14 protein-coding genes are annotated in these 19,788 nt (G+C 67.3%); 2 read left to right on the top strand and 12 right to left on the bottom strand.

From position 1 onward, the window contains the following. Nucleotides 1–3: 3 nt before the first annotated feature. Nucleotides 4–312: a 30S ribosomal protein S10 gene (rpsJ, locus tag LN251_RS17285; protein WP_003948644.1), complete on the bottom strand. Its 309-nt coding sequence runs from the start codon at nucleotides 310–312 to the stop codon at nucleotides 4–6. Between the two features lie 468 nt (nucleotides 313–780). On the opposite strand from rpsJ, the gene LN251_RS17280 reads away from it, so the two are divergent. Continuing rightward, nucleotides 781–3,096 (top strand): tetratricopeptide repeat protein, encoded by a 2,316-nt coding sequence (locus tag LN251_RS17280; RefSeq protein ID WP_458245203.1) that lies wholly within the window; start codon nucleotides 781–783, stop codon nucleotides 3,094–3,096. Between the two features lie 32 nt (nucleotides 3,097–3,128). On the opposite strand, the gene LN251_RS17275 is transcribed toward LN251_RS17280, so the two are convergent. From LN251_RS17275 to LN251_RS17245, 7 genes are all read right to left on the bottom strand, one after another. Then, complete coding sequence (locus tag LN251_RS17275) at nucleotides 3,129–3,569, bottom strand: hypothetical protein (RefSeq protein ID WP_458245202.1); 441 nt, start codon at nucleotides 3,567–3,569, stop codon at nucleotides 3,129–3,131. After that, nucleotides 3,569–3,922, bottom strand: coding sequence for a hypothetical protein (locus LN251_RS17270; protein ID WP_458245201.1), 354 nt, complete (start codon nucleotides 3,920–3,922; stop codon nucleotides 3,569–3,571). Before LN251_RS17270 ends, LN251_RS17275 begins: the two co-directional genes overlap by 1 nt. Before the next feature lie 67 nt (nucleotides 3,923–3,989). Continuing rightward, complete coding sequence (gene tuf / locus LN251_RS17265) at nucleotides 3,990–5,183, bottom strand: elongation factor Tu (RefSeq protein ID WP_067019009.1); 1,194 nt, start codon at nucleotides 5,181–5,183, stop codon at nucleotides 3,990–3,992. Between the two features lie 156 nt (nucleotides 5,184–5,339). Continuing rightward, nucleotides 5,340–7,466 carry an elongation factor G gene (gene fusA / locus LN251_RS17260; protein WP_249835129.1) on the bottom strand — a complete coding sequence of 709 codons (2,127 nt, stop codon included), beginning with the start codon at nucleotides 7,464–7,466 and terminating at the stop codon, nucleotides 5,340–5,342. Between the two features lie 39 nt (nucleotides 7,467–7,505). After that, on the bottom strand, nucleotides 7,506–7,976 hold the full coding sequence (gene rpsG / locus LN251_RS17255; protein WP_003992340.1) for a 30S ribosomal protein S7: 471 nt from the start codon (nucleotides 7,974–7,976) through the stop codon (nucleotides 7,506–7,508). A gap of 2 nt (nucleotides 7,977–7,978) precedes the next feature. Next, nucleotides 7,979–8,350 carry a 30S ribosomal protein S12 gene (gene rpsL, locus LN251_RS17250; RefSeq protein ID WP_003948652.1) on the bottom strand — a complete coding sequence of 124 codons (372 nt, stop codon included), beginning with the start codon at nucleotides 8,348–8,350 and terminating at the stop codon, nucleotides 7,979–7,981. A gap of 341 nt (nucleotides 8,351–8,691) precedes the next feature. After that, a complete protein-coding gene (locus tag LN251_RS17245; RefSeq protein ID WP_458246738.1) occupies nucleotides 8,692–9,279 on the bottom strand; it encodes a DUF1707 and DUF4190 domain-containing protein in 588 nt (195 codons plus the stop codon). Nucleotides 9,280–9,452: 173 nt separating this feature from the next. On the opposite strand from LN251_RS17245, the gene LN251_RS17240 reads away from it, so the two are divergent. Beyond that, entirely contained in the window at nucleotides 9,453–10,445 is a 993-nt protein-coding gene (locus tag LN251_RS17240; protein ID WP_458245200.1) for a hypothetical protein, read from the top strand. Between the two features lie 75 nt (nucleotides 10,446–10,520). Here the strand turns inward: LN251_RS17240 and LN251_RS17235 are convergent, their stop codons facing one another. From LN251_RS17235 to rplJ, 4 genes are all read right to left on the bottom strand, one after another. Further along, a complete protein-coding gene (locus LN251_RS17235) occupies nucleotides 10,521–14,420 on the bottom strand; it encodes a DNA-directed RNA polymerase subunit beta' (RefSeq protein ID WP_458245199.1) in 3,900 nt (1,299 codons plus the stop codon). A gap of 100 nt (nucleotides 14,421–14,520) precedes the next feature. Next, on the bottom strand, nucleotides 14,521–18,006 hold the full coding sequence (gene rpoB / locus LN251_RS17230; RefSeq protein WP_458245198.1) for a DNA-directed RNA polymerase subunit beta: 3,486 nt from the start codon (nucleotides 18,004–18,006) through the stop codon (nucleotides 14,521–14,523). Nucleotides 18,007–18,530: 524 nt separating this feature from the next. Beyond that, nucleotides 18,531–18,920 (bottom strand): 50S ribosomal protein L7/L12, encoded by a 390-nt coding sequence (rplL, locus tag LN251_RS17225; RefSeq protein ID WP_458246737.1) that lies wholly within the window; start codon nucleotides 18,918–18,920, stop codon nucleotides 18,531–18,533. Nucleotides 18,921–19,043: 123 nt separating this feature from the next. After that, nucleotides 19,044–19,574 carry a 50S ribosomal protein L10 gene (rplJ, locus tag LN251_RS17220; RefSeq protein ID WP_058923775.1) on the bottom strand — a complete coding sequence of 177 codons (531 nt, stop codon included), beginning with the start codon at nucleotides 19,572–19,574 and terminating at the stop codon, nucleotides 19,044–19,046. Between the last annotated feature and the right edge of the window lie 214 nt (nucleotides 19,575–19,788).

The raw sequence follows: 19,788 nt of genomic DNA, 5'->3' as shown, positions 1-19,788 counted from the left end.
CCCTCAGAGCTTGATCTCGATGTCGACACCGGCCGGGAGGTCGAGTCGCATCAGAGAGTCAACGGTCTTGGGGGTCGGGTCGAGAATGTCGATCAGGCGCTTGTGCGTGCGCATCTCGAAGTGCTCGCGCGAGTCCTTGTACTTGTGCGGCGACTTGATGACGCAGTACACGTTCTTCTCAGTGGGCAGCGGCACCGGGCCCGCGACCGACGCACCAGTACGCGTCACCGTCTCGACGATCTTCTTCGCCGAGCTGTCGATGACCTCGTGGTCGTAGGCCTTGAGCCGGATGCGGATCTTCTGTCCCGCCATGGCTACTCAGTAGTCCTGTCTCTCTACAGCTCTGGTACCTGGTGTCCCCTTGACACTTTGTCCGACCCACGCGGTCGGGCGTGTCGCGCTTCCACTGACACAGATGTCCCTTGTTCGAACATCCCTGATCTTGGGAAAGAGGTTCACCGGGTGCCTGGCCGGTGCCGCACCACACTTCCCGGAAGATTCCCGTACGTCCGCCCCAGCGCTGCCCGAAGGCAGTTAGGGCGACGAGTACTGTGGGACTCGCTTCCGGTCCCCCCGGCGGGAGGCGCGCAGCATCAACACTCGACCGAGCAACTCGGACAGTCTGCCATATGGGGCAGGGGCCTGGCCAATCGGAGCCGGAGAGAATACCCCGAGAGTGACGTAGGTCAAACACGGGTGCCCTTCGCACCCACGTGGCGGCGGACGGCAGCGGGGATTCGCGCTCTGGACCTCTTCGGCACGCGGTGCTGTCATGGCCGTATGCGGACATGGGGGGCCCGCCGGAGCGGCTGGTGGCTGCTCGTCGCCGTCGCCGTCGGGGCGTCGATCCTCTCGGCACTGGGCCGGCTGCTGCCGGGGGTGGTGGGCGGAACCCTGCTCGCCGTGGTCGGGGCGCTCGGTGCGGCCCTCTCACAGCGAGGCCAGCAGCTGATCGACCAGGACACGAAACGCGGCCAGGAGACCAGACGCGCGTTGCTGACGGACGGGCGTGGACGTCTCCACAGGGTCCGCGACATGACCGACCTTCTCCTGGCTGGCGTCCACCCGGCCGCACCGGAGGGCGATGCCGGCTCGGAAGGGGCGCGGGTTCCTCCGTTCGTGCGCCGCGATCGCAGCGGCGACATCGAGGAAGCCCTCCGTACATACCCATTCGTGCTGGTCGTCGGAGAGTCCACGTCCGGCAAGACGCGAGCGGCCTTCGAGGCGGTACGCGCTGTGCTGCCCGACGCTGCCTTCATCGCCCCCGACCCCACCCGTGCCGGAGCGCTGGCGGCGGCGGAAGCCGCGCTACGACACGAACGCGACGCGGTCGTGTGGCTGGACGACATCGAGCGCTACCTGGGCGCGGGCGGACTGACCCCCTATCTGCTGCACCTCCACACCTCTACGCGCTCCGGGCACAGGACTGTGGTGGTGGGAACGATCAGGGTGCAGGAGCGGGCTCGCTACACGGACGTCCAGGGCCTGGGCCCGGACGCGGGAGACGCCGCGGGCCGCCGCACCGCACGGGACGTGCTGGCACTGGCGCACGAGATCCGACTCGACCGACGCTGGCACGAGACCGAGCTGGCAAGGGCGCGACGGATGGACGGGGATCGACGGCTGGCCCAGGCGATCGTTCAGGCCGACCGGTTCGGAGTGGCCGAGTACCTCGCCGCCGGACCGCAACTGTTCATCGTCTGGCAGGACGCCTGGGCGCCCGAAGGGACGCACGTGCGCGGCGCCGCACTGGTCGCCGCCGCGGTGGAGGCTCGCCGCGCCGGCTGGCTGCGGCCACTGCCGATCCGCCTCCTGCGGGAACTTCACGAGGAGCAGCTCACCCGGCACGGAGGCCTCGCGCTGCGCCCCGAGAGCTGGGAGGAGGCACTCACCTGGGCTACGACCCCCTGGTACGCCACGAGCAGCCTGCTCCTTGCCCATGCCTCACAGCCGGACGGCTACCACGTCTTCGACTACTTGCCCGACACGCTGGATGAGGATGCCAGGAACGCCCCTATCGCCGCAGAGACCTGGTCCCGGCTGATCGCCGCAGGCGATCCGCAGATCTGCGAGGACATCGGATGGTCGGCCCTCCTCCACTCCAGGCGCACCGCCGCCAGGGATGCCTTCCAGAAGGCGCTGGACAGCGGAATCCTCACCGGGGCCGTCGGGCTGGCGCTGCTCCTCGGAGAAGAGCTGAGGACGGAGGAAGCCTCCCGGATCCTGCGCGCTGCCCTTCGCCAGGCACCGGTCGACGCGGACCCGGAGACCACCTTCGCGCTGCGCAGGGCCTTGTCGTGGTGGCACGGCGGCTCCGGCCACGCCGAGGAGTCCCTCGCGCTCACGACGGCTCTCCTCGCGGAGGCTCGACTCAGGTATGGCGACGATCATCAGGAGACCATCAACATCACATTGGACATCGCCCGCTGGACCGATCACACCGGCAAGCCGGCGGAAGCCCTGGCCCTGGCCCGCGCCGCGTTGGAGCGCTCCGTCCGGCTCTTCGGCCCCACGTCCCTCACGACTCTCAGCTGCCGGTTCGAGGTCGCGGGGGCAACAGCCTCCAAGGGCTCAGCCGAAACCACCCGGCTCTGGAGCCAGTTGGCGGTCGATGGGGACAGGATGCTGGGCGCGCATCACCCGCTCACCGTCGACGCCCTGTGGAACCAGGCCCACGCGGTCTTCCACGGCGGCGACACCCGGCGGGGGCTGCGACTTCTCTGCACGGTCATCGACGGACGTACCGCCCTCTACGGCAGCGATCACCCGCGAACCTTCGCCTGCCGTCTCCAGCTGACCGGCTGGACCGGGGAGTGCGGCCGGTACGACGAAGCGCTCTCGCTCCTGCTCGACCTCGTGCGGGACACCACACGAGCCCTCGGTCCTCATCACGTGCTGACTCTGGCCGCGCGGCACCAGCAGGCCATGTGGACCGCCTGCTCGGGTCGAGTAGACCAGGCGAGGACCGTGTTCGCGACGCTGCTGGACGAGTGCGAGCGGTATCTGGGGACGGCGCACGAGCTGACCGAGGACTGCCGGGCACGGCTCACCCGCCCGGACCGGCCCATCTGGCGTTACCGCGAACCGTCCTGGTGACCGCGACGCTTCGCTGTCACAGCCCTGCGGGCTCAGGCCTCGGCCCTCCGCATCCTCCCGAACGCCCCCTCCAGCCCCCGCTTCAGCACCCGCGCCGGCGGCCGCTCCACGAACCGGTGCACAGCCGGCTCAGCAGCAGGAAGCCGGCGATGACGGCGGCCACCAGCAGGCGCACGTCCATCGTGCCCTGCAGGCGGTTGATGACGGTCGGTCATACCGGCGACATAGTGCAGGAGGTAGAGCGGGTAGGTGAGGCTGCCCGCCGTCGCCAGCCACCTCCAGCGGAGCCGGTCCGTCGCGCCCAGCGCGATCGCGACCATCACCAGCAGGAACCCGGTGAAGACGGCGACACTCCCCCGCCAGCCCGACACATGCTCGAAGTCGTCGATCCGGACGCCCAGTTGCCTCTCCCCCAGCAGCCACGCCATGGCGAGGATGCCCGACAGCAGCAGGTCCTGGCCGAAGCGGTGCATCAGGTGGAGGGCGAGTCCCGCGATGAAGAACCAGGCGTCCTCGGGGTTCGCCGCCAGGTCAGCGGGCCGCAGTGCGCCACCGGCGCGAGCATCGCCGCCGCGCCCCACGCGCAACAGAAGACGACCACCTTGCGGTAGGTGAGCCCCGTGGCGACGACGGCCGGGAAGAGCAGGTAGAACCGCAGCTCGCACCAGAGCGTCCAGCACACCCCGTCGACGCTGTCCACACCCGAACCGGACTGCAGCATCGTGAAGTCGAACAGGATGTCGCGCGCCCTCAGACGGTCCCAGACGCCGGGCAGCGCCACCACCAGGGCCGTGGTGAAGACCCGCAGAGTTCGCCCGGCCTTCACAGGACGTGCGAAAGGGCCCGTACGACCGAAGTCGTACGGGCCCTCTCAGAGGCCTAGCGGCTCAGAGTCACTTGTTGATCTTGGTGACCTGGCCGGCGCCGACCGTCCGGCCACCCTCACGGATGGCGAACTTCAGGCCCTCTTCCATGGCGATGGGCTGGATGAGCTCCACCTTCATCTCGGTGTTGTCACCCGGCATGACCATCTCGGTGCCCTCGGGGAGGGTCACCACGCCGGTCACGTCCGTCGTACGGAAGTAGAACTGCGGACGGTAGTTGTTGAAGAACGGCGTGTGGCGGCCACCCTCGTCCTTGGACAGGATGTAGGCCTGCGCCTCGAACTCGGTGTGCGGGGTGACCGAGCCCGGCTTGATGATGACCTGGCCGCGCTCGACGTCCTCGCGCTTGATGCCGCGGAGCAGCAGACCGACGTTCTCACCGGCCTGGCCCTCGTCGAGCAGCTTGCGGAACATCTCGATACCGGTGACCGTGGTGGTGGTCTTCTCGGTCTTGATGCCGATGATGTCGACGGTCTCGTTGACCTTCAGGACACCACGCTCGATACGGCCGGTGACGACCGTACCGCGACCGGTGATCGTGAAGACGTCCTCGATGGGCATGAGGAACGGCTTGTCGACGTCGCGCTCGGGCTCCGGGATCGACTCGTCGACGGCCTTCATCAGGTCGAGGACGGACTGGCCCCACTCCTTGTCGCCCTCGAGGGCCTTCAGAGCGGACACCTTGACGACCGGAAGGTCGTCGCCCGGGAACTCGTACTCGGAGAGGAGCTCACGCACCTCGAGCTCGACGAGCTCCAGGATCTCCTCGTCGTCCACCATGTCGGCCTTGTTCAGGGCGACGACGATGTACGGAACGCCGACCTGGCGGGCCAGGAGCACGTGCTCCTTGGTCTGCGGCATCGGGCCGTCGGTGGCGGCGACCACGAGGATGGCGCCGTCCATCTGCGCCGCACCCGTGATCATGTTCTTGATGTAGTCCGCGTGACCGGGGCAGTCGACGTGGGCGTAGTGACGGGTCTCCGTCTGGTACTCGACGTGCGCGATGGAGATGGTGATACCGCGCTGGCGCTCTTCGGGAGCCTTGTCGATCTGGTCGAACGCCGAGGCCTCGTTCAGGTCCGGGAACGCGTCGTGCAGCACCTTGGTAATGGCGGCCGTGAGGGTCGTCTTACCGTGGTCGATGTGACCGATGGTGCCGATGTTGACGTGCGGCTTAGTCCGCTCGAACTTCGCCTTCGCCACTGGGGTCCTCCTGTGGAGTGGTTCTGAACGCCTTGCTTCATCGGCGCCAGGTGATCTTTGCTGGATGGCCCGGATCCCCGGGGCATTCCTCCGCTCTTGCGGCGGAATGCCCCGTGAGGCTCCGGAGTCAAGCCTACGGCGTGTGAACGCGGTGCGTTACTCGCCCTTGGCCTTCGCGATGATCTCCTCGGCGACGTTCCGCGGAACCTCGGCGTAGGAGTCGAACTGCATGGAGTAGCTGGCACGGCCGGACGTCTTGCTGCGCAGGTCGCCGACGTAGCCGAACATCTCCGAAAGGGGCACGAGGCCCTTCACGACGCGGGCACCGGCCCGCTCCTCCATGGCCTGGATCTGGCCACGGCGGGAGTTGATGTCGCCGATGACCTCGCCCATGTAGTCCTCGGGCGTGGTGACCTCGACGGCCATCATCGGCTCGAGCAGCACGGGGCTGGCCTTGCGCGCGGCCTCCTTGAAGGCCTGCGAGCCGGCGATCTTGAAGGCGAGCTCGGAGGAGTCGACCTCGTGGTAGCCACCGTCGTGCAGGATCACACGGACACCGGTCATCTCGTAACCGGCCAGGATGCCGAACTGCATGGCCTCCTGCGCACCCGCGTCCACCGAAGGGATGTACTCCTTGGGGATACGGCCACCGGTCACCTTGTTGATGAACTCGTACGAGGCGTCGCCGCCCTCGATCGGCTCGATGCCGATCTGGACCTTGGCGAACTGACCCGTACCACCGGTCTGCTTCTTGTGCGTGTAGTCGACGCGCTCGACGGCCTTGCGGATCGTCTCGCGGTACGCGACCTGCGGCTTGCCGACGTTGGCCTCGACCTTGAACTCACGGCGCATACGGTCGACCAGCACCTCGAGGTGCAGCTCGCCCATACCACCGATGATGGTCTGGCCGGTCTCCTCGTCCGAGTGGACCTGGAAGGACGGGTCCTCCTCGGCCAGGCGCTGGATCGCGACGCCCAGCTTCTCCTGGTCGCCCTTCGACTTGGGCTCGATGGCGACCTGGATGACCGGCGCCGGGAAGTCCATGGACTCCAGGATCACCGGCTGCTTGTCGTCGCACAGCGTCTCACCGGTCGTGGTCTGCTTCAGACCCATGACGGCGATGATGTCGCCGGCGCCCACCGAGTCGATCTCCTCACGCTTGTTCGCGTGCATGCGGTAGATCTTGCCGATGCGCTCCTTCTTGCCCTTGACGGAGTTCAGCACCGAGGTGCCGGACTCCAGGCGGCCCGAGTAGACCCGGACGAAGGTGAGCTTGCCGAGGTGCGGGTCGCTCATGATCTTGAACGCGAGGGCCGACAGCGGCTCGTCCTCGGACGGCTTGCGCTTGACCACGACCTCCGGGTCCTTCACGTCGTGGCCCTCGATGGCCTCGACGTCCAGGGGGGAGGGGAGGTAGCGCACGACCGCGTCGAGCAGGGGCTGGACGCCCTTGTTCTTGAACGCGGTGCCGCAGAACACCGGGGTGACGGTGGTGTCCTTGGACTTGCCGGACGCGATGGTGATGCGACGGATCGCGGCGTACAGCTGCTCCTCGGTGGGCTCGGTGCCCTCGAGGTACAGCTCCATGATCTCCTCGTCGTTCTCGGCCACGGCCTCCAGAAGCTTGCCGCGGTACTCCTCGGCAGCCTCGGCGTGCGTGTCCGGGATGTCGACGACGTCGTACATCTCGCCCTTGGTGGCCTCGGCGGACCAGACCAGGGCCTTCATCGTCACGAGGTCGACGACGCCCTTGAAGTCGGCCTCGGCACCGATCGGGAGCTGCATGACGATCGGCTGCGCGCCCAGGCGGTCCGAGATCATGTCCACACAGCGGTGGAACTCGGCGCCCGTACGGTCGAGCTTGTTGACGAAGCAGATACGCGGGACGCCGTAGCGGTCCGCCTGACGCCACACGGTCTCGGACTGGGGCTCGACACCGGCGACGCCGTCGAACACCGTCACGGCACCGTCGAGCACGCGCAGCGAACGCTCCACCTCGACGGTGAAGTCGACGTGGCCCGGCGTGTCGATGATGTTGATGGTGTGGTCGACGTCTTCCAGCGGCCAGTGACAGGTGGTGGCAGCAGAGGTGATCGTGATGCCACGCTCCTGCTCCTGCTCCATCCAGTCCATGGTGGCAGCGCCGTCGTGGACCTCACCGATCTTGTAAGACACACCGGTGTAGAACAGGATCCGCTCTGTGGTGGTCGTCTTGCCCGCGTCGATGTGGGCCATGATGCCGATGTTGCGCACCTTGGCCAGGTCAAGTGAAGTGGTAGCCATAAGGCTTCAGTCTTCTCTCGGTCTCGATGTGGGTAGCGACTACCAGCGGTAGTGCGCGAAGGCCTTGTTGGACTCGGCCATCTTGTGGGTGTCCTCGCGCTTCTTCACAGCGGCACCAAGGCCGTTGGACGCGTCGAGAAGCTCGTTGAGCAGACGCTCGGTCATGGTCTTCTCGCGACGGGCGCGGGAGTAACCGACCAGCCAGCGCAGCGCGAGCGTGTTGGCACGACCGGGCTTGACCTCGATCGGAACCTGGTACGTCGCACCACCGACACGGCGGGACTTGACCTCGAGGGTCGGCTTGATGTTCTCCAGTGCGCGCTTCAGCGTGATGATCGGGTCGTTGCCCGTCTTCTCACGCAGACCCTCCATGGCACCGTAGACGATGCGCTCGGCGGTGGAGCGCTTGCCGTTCAGCAGCACCTTGTTGATGAGGGAGGTCACCAGAGGAGAACCGTAGACCGGGTCGATGATGACCGGGCGCTTCGGGGCGGGGCCCTTACGAGGCATTCTTACTTCTCCTTCTTGGCGCCGTAACGGCTGCGAGCCTGCTTGCGGTTCTTGACACCCTGGGTGTCGAGCGAGCCGCGGATGATCTTGTAGCGAACACCCGGCAGGTCCTTCACACGGCCGCCGCGCACGAGCACGATGGAGTGCTCCTGCAGGTTGTGTCCCTCACCCGGAATGTAAGCGGTGACCTCGATCCCGCTGGTCAGACGCACACGCGCGACCTTACGCAGGGCCGAGTTCGGCTTCTTCGGGGTGGTCGTGAACACACGCGTGCAGACGCCACGACGCTGAGGGGAACCCTCAAGTGCGGGCGTCTTGTTCTTCTCGACCTTGTCCTGCCGGCCCTTACGGACCAGCTGCTGGATCGTAGGCACTACTTCTCCGGTTTCTGTGTGCCGAATGGTGAAGCTAACCTGGAACTTCGCCGACCCACGCGGTCGGGTGTGTCGAATCCGGCGGACTCCCGCCGCGAGGCGAAAAGAGCACAGATTACGGTGGCCGGTCTTGACTCGCTATGCGGTTGATGGACACGCACAAGAGCCAGGGCACACCCCAGGCACAAGGTCTGAGCGTACCTACCTCAAACGCTACGGTCAAAACAAATGGGCCTCACCCGCATCGCCATGCGGAGCATGTCAAGACCCTGCACCGTGGTTGATCTTCGATTCCACGCCCCGGACCTCCGAGGCGACCACGTCACCGCAGCTCAAGCGTCTTAAGCCCCGGCGATCGCCGCCGCGATGAGGATCATGATCATGAGCGCCCATCCGGCGACCGACAACCAGCCAAGCGCCAGCCCGGTCACCGCCATCCCGTCGCCGCGCTCGCCGGTGCGCTGCATCTCACTGCGGGCGGTGTGCCCGAGGATGACCGCGGGAAGCCCGGTGAGCCCGGCCGTGAAGAACGTGAGCACCCCGCAGACGAGGGAACCGACGGCCTTGGCGTTCGTGGGCGCCGGGGCCGGCAGGAAGGTGGGGGGCACGGGTCCGACGGGCGGCCCGTTGACCGGCAGGGGCCCCTGCGGCAGGTCGGACACCAGCAGCGCCAGCTCCCCCACCGTGCGCGCCTCGTAGGCCCGCGCGACCCGCCGCTCGAACTCGGCGTGCTGCAACCGCCCCTCGCCGTACCCGGCTCTGAGCACGTCGACGGCCCGCTCCCGCTCCGCGTGCGAGGCGAGCATGGAGGGAGTGGCCTGGGCCTGCCACGGCTGCGGAACGCCTTGTCCCGACTGCCACGGCTGCCATGGCGTCGGCTGTGACTGCGACACGTGCGCCTCCCCCCAAAAGCGAATCAACGCCTCCATCATCCTCTAACGCACTGTTTGCGGCACCGGTTCCCGGACGGACGCATCTCCTTCAGACCGTTGCCGGAGCCCGGCAACAAGCACCTACCCGATGTGGTACGCCTCACCCCTGACACGCACCCCGGTGGCCGCCACACGATGGTCCGAGGGAAACCGCACGGGGTGGGGGGAAGATGGCCGCAGGGGGAGCTTCGTGGGGACGGTTCCTGGGCCACGGACTGCTCAGCGGGACGGCCGTCTTCGCCCTGCTCGTCCTCGTCCTCGGCCTGCTGCCGGTCGGCGACGGCGCGGCCGCGCTCGTCCTGTACGTCGCCCTGGTGCTGCCGCCGGCCCTGGCGGCCCGCCGCTTCGCCCCCGCACCCCGCGGGAAGCGGCCCATCGCCACCACTGAGGCGGCCGACCGGGCCATCACGTCGTACGGCGAGCTGCTCCGCCTGGAGACCTACCGGCCCGGCCCCGGAGCCGACCCCGACGACCTCGCCGCGTACCGCACCGCCCTCGACGTGTACGACGAGGCCAAGCGCAGCGCCCCCGCCCGGGTGCCGGAGCTGCTGGAACGCGGCCGGGCGGCCCTGGACCGCCTGGACGCCGCCCGCCTCGCGGGCACGGACATCACCTGGATCCACGGCACCTGCGACACCCGGGTGCAGGTCCCCGCCCCGGGCGAGGGCCCGGCACTGCTGGTCTTCGAGACCGACGACCGACACGGCGGCTTTCGCGTCTACGAGGGCGGTGGCCGGGGCGTACGCCCGCGGGAACTGCTCGGCGTCGCGCACGAGGAGGGGAGCCCGGCGCCCGGGAGGGCCCGGGTGCTGGTGCCCGGCCGGCGCGGCGGGCGGCTGCTGCTGGACGTCCGCGCGCCGGGCCCGTGGCGGCTCGCCCTGCGCCCGCCCGGCGAGATCCGGCGGCTGGAGAGGGGGCTGCCGCTGAGCGGGCAGGGCATCGAGACGGTACTCAAGGACGAGGGCTGCCGCCTGGTCGAGTTCGAGCACCGCGCCAGGGGCCCGTTCACGCTCCACGCCCTCACCCGCACCCACCGCCCCGGCCCCCTGCTCGCCGAGGGCCACGACAGCGCCCGCCTGACGGTGGCGGTCCCGGAGACCCACCGGCTACTCCGCATCAACAGCCGAGGCCACTGGACCGCGCGCCTCCACGCCCCCCACTGACCTTCGCCGAGCCCCTGGAAACGCCGAAGGGCGGCCACCCCCACGGGGTGACCGCCCTTCGTGCTGACCTACGCCTTACTGGTTGTACGGACCGTAGTCGTAGTCCTCCAGCGGGACGGCCTGGCCGGAGCCGGTGCCGAACGGCGAGTAGTCGATGTCGTCGTAGCCGACGGCCGAGTACATCGCGGCCTTGGCCTCCTCGGTCGGCTCGACCCGGATGTTGCGGTAGCGGGACAGGCCCGTACCGGCCGGGATGAGCTTACCGATGATGACGTTCTCCTTGAGGCCGATGAGGCTGTCGGACTTGGCGTTGATCGCCGCGTCCGTCAGGACTCGGGTCGTCTCCTGGAAGGAGGCGGCCGACAGCCAGGATTCCGTCGCCAGCGAGGCCTTGGTGATACCCATCAGCTGCGGACGACCGGAGGCCGGGTGACCGCCCTCCTGGACCACGCGACGGTTCTCGGTCTCGAACTTCGAGCGCTCGACCAGCTCGCCGGGCAGCAGCTCGGCGTCGCCGGACTCGATGATCGTCACACGGCGCAGCATCTGCCGGATGATGATCTCGATGTGCTTGTCGTGGATCGACACACCCTGCGAGTTGTAGACCTTCTGGACCTCGCCGACCAGGTGGACCTGGACGGCACGCTGGCCCAGGATGCGCAGCACGTCGTGCGGGTTGGTGGCACCCACGGTGAGCTTCTGGCCCACCTCGACGTGCTCGCCCTCGCTGACCAGGAGTCGGGCGCGCTTCGAGATCGGGTACGCCGTCTCGTCGCTGCCGTCGTCCGGCGTGATGACGATCTTCTTGGTCTTCTCCGTCTCCTCGATGCGAACGCGGCCGCTCGCCTCGGAGATGGGAGCCACACCCTTCGGGGTACGGGCCTCGAAGAGCTCGACGACACGCGGCAGACCCTGGGTGATGTCGTCACCGGCCACACCACCGGTGTGGAAGGTACGCATCGTCAGCTGGGTACCGGGCTCACCGATGGACTGGGCGGCGATGATGCCGACCGCCTCACCGATGTCGACCAGCTTGCCGGTGGCCAGGGAGCGGCCGTAGCACATGGCGCAGGTGCCGACCTGGGACTCACAGGTCAGGATCGAGCGGGTCTTGACCTCCTCGACACCGTGGTGCACGAGCTGGTCGATGAGCACGTCGCCCAGGTCCACGTTGGCCGGCGCGATCACCTTGCCGTCGATGACGACGTCCTCGGCGAGCATGCGGGCGTAGACGCTGGTCTCGACGTCGTCCGCCTTGCGCAGGACGCCATCGGCGCCGCGCGAGGCGATCCGCAGCTTCAGACCGCGCTCGGTGCCGCAGTCCTCCTCGCGGATGATGACGTCCTGCGAGACGTCCACCAGACGACGGGTCAGGTAACCCGAGTCGGCGGTACGCAGGGCGGTGTCCGCCAGACCCTTACGGGCACCGTGCGTGGAGATGAAGTACTCCAGCACGGACAGGCCCTCACGGAAGGACGCCTTGATCGGACGCGGGATGGTCTCGTTCTTCGCGTTCGACACCAGACCACGCATACCGGCGATCTGCCGCATCTGCATCATGTTTCCTCGGGCACCCGAGTCAACCATCATGAAGATGGGGTTCGTCTTGGGGAAGTTCTCGTTCATCGCCTCGGCGACCTCGTTGGTCGCCTTGGTCCAGATCGCGATGAGCTCCTGCGTGCGCTCTTCCTTGGTGATCAGACCGCGCTCGTACTGCTTCTGGACCTTCTCGTCCTGCGCCTCGTAGCCCTTGACGATCTCCTTCTTCGCCTCGGGAACGACGACGTCGGAGATGGCCACGGTGACGCCGGAACGGGTCGCCCAGTAGAAGCCGGCCGCCTTCAGGTTGTCGAGCGTCGCCGCCACGATGACCTTGGGGTAGCGCTCGGCCAGGTCGTTGACGATCTCGGAGAGCTGCTTCTTGCCCACCGAGTAGTCGACGAACGGGTAGTCCTCGGGCAGCAGCTCGTTGAAGAGCGCGCGGCCCAGGGTGGTGCGCAGGCGGAAGGTGTCCCCCTGCTGCCACTCCGGCTCGCCCTCCTCCTGCGCCGGCGGGGTCCAGCCGCGCGGCGGGATGGTGCCCACCGGGAAGCGGATGTCCACGGCCGACTGCAGCGCGAGCTCACCGGCGTCGAACGCCATGATCGCCTCGGCCGTGGAGCCGAAGGACCGGCCCTCGCCCTTGGTGTCGCGCAGCTCGCCGTCGGTGGTGAGGAAGAACAGACCGAGGACCATGTCCTGGGTCGGCATCGTCACCGGACGGCCGTCGGCGGGCTTGAGGATGTTGTTCGAGGACAGCATCAGGATGCGGGCCTCGGCCTGCGCCTCCGCGGACAGCGGCAGGTGCACGGCCATCTGGTCACCGTCGAAGTCCGCGTTGAACGCGGTGCAGACGAGCGGGTGGATCTGGATGGCCTTGCCCTCGACCAGCTGCGGCTCGAAGGCCTGGATGCCGAGGCGGTGCAGGGTGGGAGCACGGTTCAGCAGAACCGGGTGCTCGGCGATGACCTCTTCGAGGACGTCGTACACGACCGTGCGGCCGCGCTCCACCATGCGCTTGGCGCTCTTGATGTTCTGCGCGTGGTTCAGGTCGACCAGGCGCTTCATCACGAACGGCTTGAAGAGCTCCAGGGCCATGGCCTTGGGCAGACCGCACTGGTGCAGCTTCAGCTGCGGGCCGACGACGATGACGGAACGCGCCGAGTAGTCGACTCGCTTGCCGAGCAGGTTCTGACGGAAACGGCCCTGCTTGCCCTTCAGCATGTCGCTGAGGGACTTCAGCGGACGGTTGCCGGGGCCCGTCACCGGGCGACCACGACGGCCGTTGTCGAAGAGGGCGTCGACCGCCTCCTGGAGCATGCGCTTCTCGTTGTTGACGATGATCTCGGGGGCACCGAGGTCGAGAAGGCGCTTCAGGCGGTTGTTGCGGTTGATCACACGGCGGTACAGGTCGTTCAGGTCGGAGGTCGCGAAGCGGCCACCGTCCAGCTGCACCATCGGGCGAAGGTCCGGCGGGATGACCGGCACGCAGTCCAGCACCATGCCCTTGGGGCTGTTGCTGGTCTGCAGGAACGCGGAGACGACCTTCAGGCGCTTGAGCGCACGGGTCTTCTTCTGGCCCTTGCCGGTACGGATGATCTCGCGGAGGCGCTCGGCCTCCTCGTCGAGGTCGAAGGACTCCAGGCGCTTCTGCAGCGCCGCGGCACCCATCGAGCCGTCGAAGTACGTGCCGAAGCGGTCACGCAGCTCGCGGTAGAGGAGCTCGTCGCCCTCCAGGTCCTGGACCTTGAGGTTCTTGAACCGGGTCCACACCTCGTCGAGACGGTCGATCTCGCGCTGCGAACGGTCGCGCAGCTGCTTCATCTCACGCTCGGCACCCTCGCGCACCTTGCGGCGCACGTCGGCCTTGGCACCCTCGGCCTCGAGCTCGGCCAGGTCGGACTCGAGCTTCTTGGCGCGGGCCTCCAGGTCGGCGTCCCGGCGGTTCTCGATCTGCTGCCGCTCGACCGAGACGTGCGCCTCCAGGGAGGGCAGGTCGCGGGTACGGCGCTCCTCGTCGACGTACGTGATCATGTACGCCGCGAAGTAGATGACCTTCTCCAGGTCCTTCGGGGCCAGGTCGAGCAGGTAGCCCAGACGCGACGGGACGCCCTTGAAGTACCAGATGTGCGTGACGGGGGCGGCCAGTTCGATGTGGCCCATCCGCTCACGGCGCACCTTGGCGCGAGTCACCTCGACGCCGCAGCGCTCACAGATGATGCCCTTGAACCGGACACGCTTGTACTTGCCGCAGTAGCACTCCCAGTCCCGGGTCGGACCGAAGATCTTCTCGCAGAAGAGTCCGTCCTTTTCCGGCTTGAGGGTGCGGTAGTTGATGGTCTCGGGCTTCTTGACCTCGCCGTGGCTCCACTGACGGATGTCGTCAGCCGTGGCCAGACCGATCCGGAGCTCATCGAAGAAGTTGACGTCGAGCACTATGCGTCAATCCCTCTCAGGGTTGTAAGTCTTGGGGTCTGAAACGGGGGTCCTGGGGCCGGCCGGAGGTTCCTCACCAGTTCCTCCGGCCGGACTCCCGTCAGACCTCTTCGACGCTGCTCGGCTCGCGCCGGGACAGGTCGATGCCGAGCTCCTCCGCAGCGCGGAAGACGTCCTCGTCGGTGTCACGCATCTCGATGGACATACCGTCGCTCGACAGCACCTCCACGTTCAGGCAGAGCGACTGCATCTCCTTGATGAGCACCTTGAAGGACTCGGGGATGCCGGGCTCGGGGATGTTCTCGCCCTTGACGATGGCCTCGTAGACCTTCACGCGGCCGGTGACGTCGTCGGACTTGATGGTCAGCAGTTCCTGGAGGGCGTACGCGGCGCCGTAAGCCTCCAGCGCCCACACCTCCATCTCACCGAAGCGCTGGCCACCGAACTGGGCCTTACCACCCAGCGGCTGCTGGGTGATCATCGAGTACGGGCCGGTCGAGCGCGCGTGCAGCTTGTCGTCGACCAGGTGGTGCAGCTTCAGGATGTACATGTAACCGACCGAGATCGGCTCCGGGAACGGCTCACCGCTACGGCCGTCGAACAGCCGCGCCTTGCCGGTCGGCTGCACCATGCGCTCGCCGTCGCGGTTCGGGATGGTGTGCTGCAGCAGACCCGCGAGCTCGTCCTCGCGCGCACCGTCGAAGACGGGGGTCGCGACGTTCGTGCCCGGGTCGACCTGGTCGGCGCCGATCACCTGGAGGCGCTGCGCCCACTCCTCGCCGAGGCCGGAGACGTCCCAGCCGCGGCTGGCGAGCCAGCCAAGGTGGATCTCCAGGACCTGTCCCGGGTTCATTCGGGACGGGACACCCAGCGGGTTGAGGATGATGTCGACCGGGGTGCCGTCCTCCAGGAACGGCATGTCCTCGATCGGCAGGATCTTGGAGATGACACCCTTGTTGCCGTGACGGCCGGCGAGCTTGTCACCGTCGGTGATCTTGCGCTTCTGCGCGACGTAGACGCGCACCAGCTGGTTCACACCGGGGGGAAGCTCGTCGCCCTCCTCGCGGTCGAAGACGCGGACGCCGATGACCTTGCCGGTCTCGCCGTGCGGCACCTTCAGCGAGGTGTCACGGACCTCACGGGCCTTCTCACCGAAGATCGCGCGCAGCAGGCGCTCCTCCGGCGTCAGCTCGGTCTCACCCTTCGGGGTGACCTTGCCGACGAGGATGTCACCGGCGATGACCTCGGCGCCGATGCGGATGATGCCGCGCTCGTCGAGGTCGGCGAGGACCTCCTCGGAGACGTTCGGGATGTCCCGGGTGATCTCCTCGGGGCCGAGCTTGGTGTCACGGGCGTCGACCTCGTGCTCCTCGATGTGGATCGAGGAGAGGACGTCGTCCTGCACGAGGCGCTGCGACAGGATGATCGCGTCCTCGTAGTTGTGACCCTCCCACGGCATGAACGCGACCAGCAGGTTCTTGCCGAGGGCCATCTCGCCGTTCTGCGTGGCGGGACCGTCGGCGAGGACCTGGCCGGTGATGATCCGGTCGCCCTCGTTGACGATGACCTTCTGGTTGACCGAGGTGCCCTGGTTGGAGCGCGAGAACTTGGCCAGGCGGTACGTGATGTACGTGCCGTCGTCGTTGGCGGTGGTGATGTAGTCCGCGGAGACCTCCTGGACCACACCGTCCTTCTCGGCCTTGACCACGTCACCGGCGTCGACGGCGGAGCGGTACTCCATGCCGGTGCCGACGAGCGGGGCCTCGCTCTTGATCAGCGGCACGGCCTGGCGCATCATGTTCGCGCCCATGAGGGCACGGTTGGCGTCGTCGTGCTCGAGGAAGGGGATCATGGCGGTCGCGACCGACACCATCTGGCGCGGCGAGACGTCCATGTAGTCCACGTCGTCACCGGCGACGTAGTCGACCTCGCCGCCACGGCGGCGGACCAGCACGCGGTTCTCGGCGAACCGCATGTCGTCGGAGAGCGTGGCGTTGGCCTGCGCGATGACGAAGCGGTCCTCCTCGTCGGCGGTCAGGTAGTCCACCTCGTCGGTGACCTGGCCGTCGACGACCTTGCGGTACGGGGTCTCGACGAAACCGAACGCGTTGACCCGGCCGTACGAGGCGAGCGAGCCGATCAGACCGATGTTCGGGCCTTCAGGGGTCTCGATCGGGCACATGCGGCCGTAGTGCGAGGGGTGCACGTCACGGACCTCGAAGCCGGCCCGCTCACGGGAGAGACCACCCGGGCCAAGAGCCGACAGACGGCGCTTGTGGGTGAGACCCGACAGCGGGTTGTTCTGGTCCATGAACTGCGACAGCTGGCTGGTGCCGAAGAACTCCTTGATGGAGGCGACGACCGGCCGGATGTTGATCAGGGTCTGCGGCGTGATCGCCTCGACGTCCTGCGTGGTCATGCGCTCGCGGACGACGCGCTCCATACGAGCCAGACCCGTGCGGACCTGGTTCTGGATGAGCTCGCCGACGCTGCGCAGACGACGGTTGCCGAAGTGGTCGATGTCGTCGGTCTCGACGACGATGTTCGTGCCGTTGTCCCCGGCGGTCTCGGTCTCGCCGGCGTGCAGCTTCACCAGGTACTTGATCGTCGAGATGATGTCCTCGACGGTCAGGATGCCCGCGTCCAGCGGAGCGTCCGCACCCAGCTTCTTGTTGACCTTGTAGCGGCCGACCTTGGCCAGGTCGTAGCGCTTGGGGTTGAAGTAGAGGTTCTCGAGCAGCGTCTGCGCGGCCTCACGCGTGGGCGGCTCGCCCGGACGCAGCTTGCGGTAGATGTCGAGCAGCGCGTCGTCCTGGCCCTGGGTGTGGTCCTTCTCCAGGGTGGCGCGCATCGACTCGTACTCGCCGAACTCCTCGAGGATCTGCTCGGTGGTCCAGCCGAGCGCCTTCAGAAGGACGGTGACGGACTGCTTGCGCTTGCGGTCGATACGGACACCGACCATGTCGCGCTTGTCGATCTCCATCTCCAGCCAGGCACCCCGGGAGGGGATGATCTTGGCCGAGAAGATGTCCTTGTCGGACGTCTTGTCGATGGAGGAGTCGAAGTAGACGCCGGGCGAGCGGACCAGCTGGGACACCACGACACGCTCGGTGCCGTTGATGACGAAGGTGCCCTTGTTGGTCATGAGCGGGAAGTCGCCCATGAAGACCGTCTGGGACTTGATCTCGCCGGTCTCGTTGTTGGTGAACTCCGCCGTCACGAAGAGCGGGGCGGCGTACGTGAAGTCGCGCTCCTTGCACTCGTCGATGCTGTTCTTCGGCGGCTCGAAGCGGTGGTCGCGGAACGTCAGCGACATCGACCCGGAGAAGTCCTCGATCGGGGAGATCTCCTCGAAGATCTCCTCCAGACCGGACTTGGTGGGGACGTCCTGACCGGACTCCAGAGCCTCCTCGACCCGACTCTGCCAAGCGGTGTTGCCGAGCAGCCAGTCAAAGCTCTCGGTCTGCAGCGCGAGCAGGTTGGGAACCTCGAGGGGCTCCTTGATCTTTGCAAAGGAGATGCGCAGCGGGGCGGTGCTGGCGCCGTTGTTCATATTCGCGTTCGAGGCAGTGCGCGAGGCGGCCAAGAGGGGGTCCTTCCGAGGGCTCGGACTCACTACGCGCTCCCCGGCCCCTCACCCCACACAAGCGACAGGAATCCCAGGTCAGGGCGATCCGGTCGTAAGTGCCGAGGCGAGGGCAGACCCCTGGTGACGGGCAGGGGACAGCTAACAGGCAGCGCAAAGGGTCAGTGTAGCCACTTGGCGCACTGATGTCCAGCCCCGATTTTCTGAGACCCTCGTTGTCCTCAACGCCCTCGGCATGCTTGCCCTCAACGCACGTTGATACTGCCCTCTTCGTCGCCGATCCATGCCTCGGATTCGGACCGTTCTGGCGACGCGTCCTGAGAATTGCGCGCTGCGTGCGGTTCGTCAAGGCCCCGTAGCCCGAACCGGGGCCGCCGGGAGACACGACGAAGATCACCATACCCCTCGTGCACGAGGCCGCAAGGTAACCGTGGCCGCCCCTCCAGGAACGCCGAAGAGCGACCACCCGGATGGATGATCGCTCCTCAGCGCTTGAGCGTTACAGGTCCGTCGGACCCGTGGTGTTACTTGACCTCGACGGAGGCGCCGGCGCCCTTGAGGGACTCGGCGGCCTTCTCGGCGGCGTCCTTGGCGACCTTCTCGAGGACGGGCTTCGGGGCGCCGTCCACGAGGTCCTTGGCCTCCTTCAGACCCAGGGAGGTCAGCTCACGCACGACCTTGATGACCTGGATCTTCTTGTCGCCGGCACCGGTGAGGATGACGTCGAACTCGTCCTTCTCCTCGACGGCCTCGGCGCCGGCACCGGCACCACCGGCGGGGGCGGCGACGGCGACGGCCGCGGCGGCGGCGGTGACGTCGAACTTCTCCTCGAACGCCTTCACGAACTCGGAGAGCTGGATGAGGGTCATGCCCTCGAACTCGGCGAGCAGTTCGTCCTGGGTGAGAGCCACGATGGCTTTCCTTCCACTAATTTCGGCTGGTGCCGTGATGTACATGTCTGGCGGGCGTACGTTCGGCCCGCTACGACCGTTGCCTTCGGCGGACTGCCTCAGGCGGCGGTCATGATGCGAGCCGAGTTACTCGGCACCGCCCTGCTCGTCCTGCTTGGCGCGAAGCGCGTCCACGGTGCGGACGAGCTTCGACGGGAGCGCCTGGAAGACCTGAGCAGCCTGCGTCTGCTTGCCCTTCAGGGCGCCCGCCAGCTTGGCGAGCAGAACCTCGCGGGACTCGAGGTCCGCAAGCTTCTTGATCTCGTCGGCGGACATCGCCTTGCCGTCAAGGACACCGCCCTTGATGACGAGGTTCGGGTTGTCCTTGGCGAAGTCACGAAGACCCTTCGCCGACTCCACCGGGTCACCGGTGACGAAGGCGACCGCCGTCGGACCGTTGAACAGGTCGTCGAGCGTCGTGATCCCGGCCTCGTTGGCCGCAATCTTGGTCAGCGTGTTCTTCACCACGGCGTACTGGGCGTTCTCACCGAGCGAACGGCGCAGCGTCTTGAGCTGCGCCACGGTGAGACCCCGGTACTCGGTCAGCACAGCGGCGTTCGAGCTACGGAACTGCTCCGTCAGCTCGGCTACCGCGGCAGCCTTGTCGGGCCTTGCCATAGAGCGTCGGCCTCCTTCCGGGTGATGGGACCGCTCGGAAGGGACTGGGAAAACGAAACGCCCCGGCGCAGGCGCACGGGGCGTAGCTCGACCGGAGTTTCCCTTGGACAGGGGCGCACCGGGAGCACTTCCACAGTCACCTGCGCGGGTCGTCCGCAGTTCAGCGGATCCTTCGGCCACCGGGCCCTCTCACGAGCGCACGGCGACGACCAGC

It is taken from the genome of Streptomyces sp. MAI_2237 (assembly GCF_054189285.1).
The sequence above is the reverse complement of the archived record's forward strand: the minus strand, read 5'-3'. Positions and strand labels throughout refer to the sequence as shown.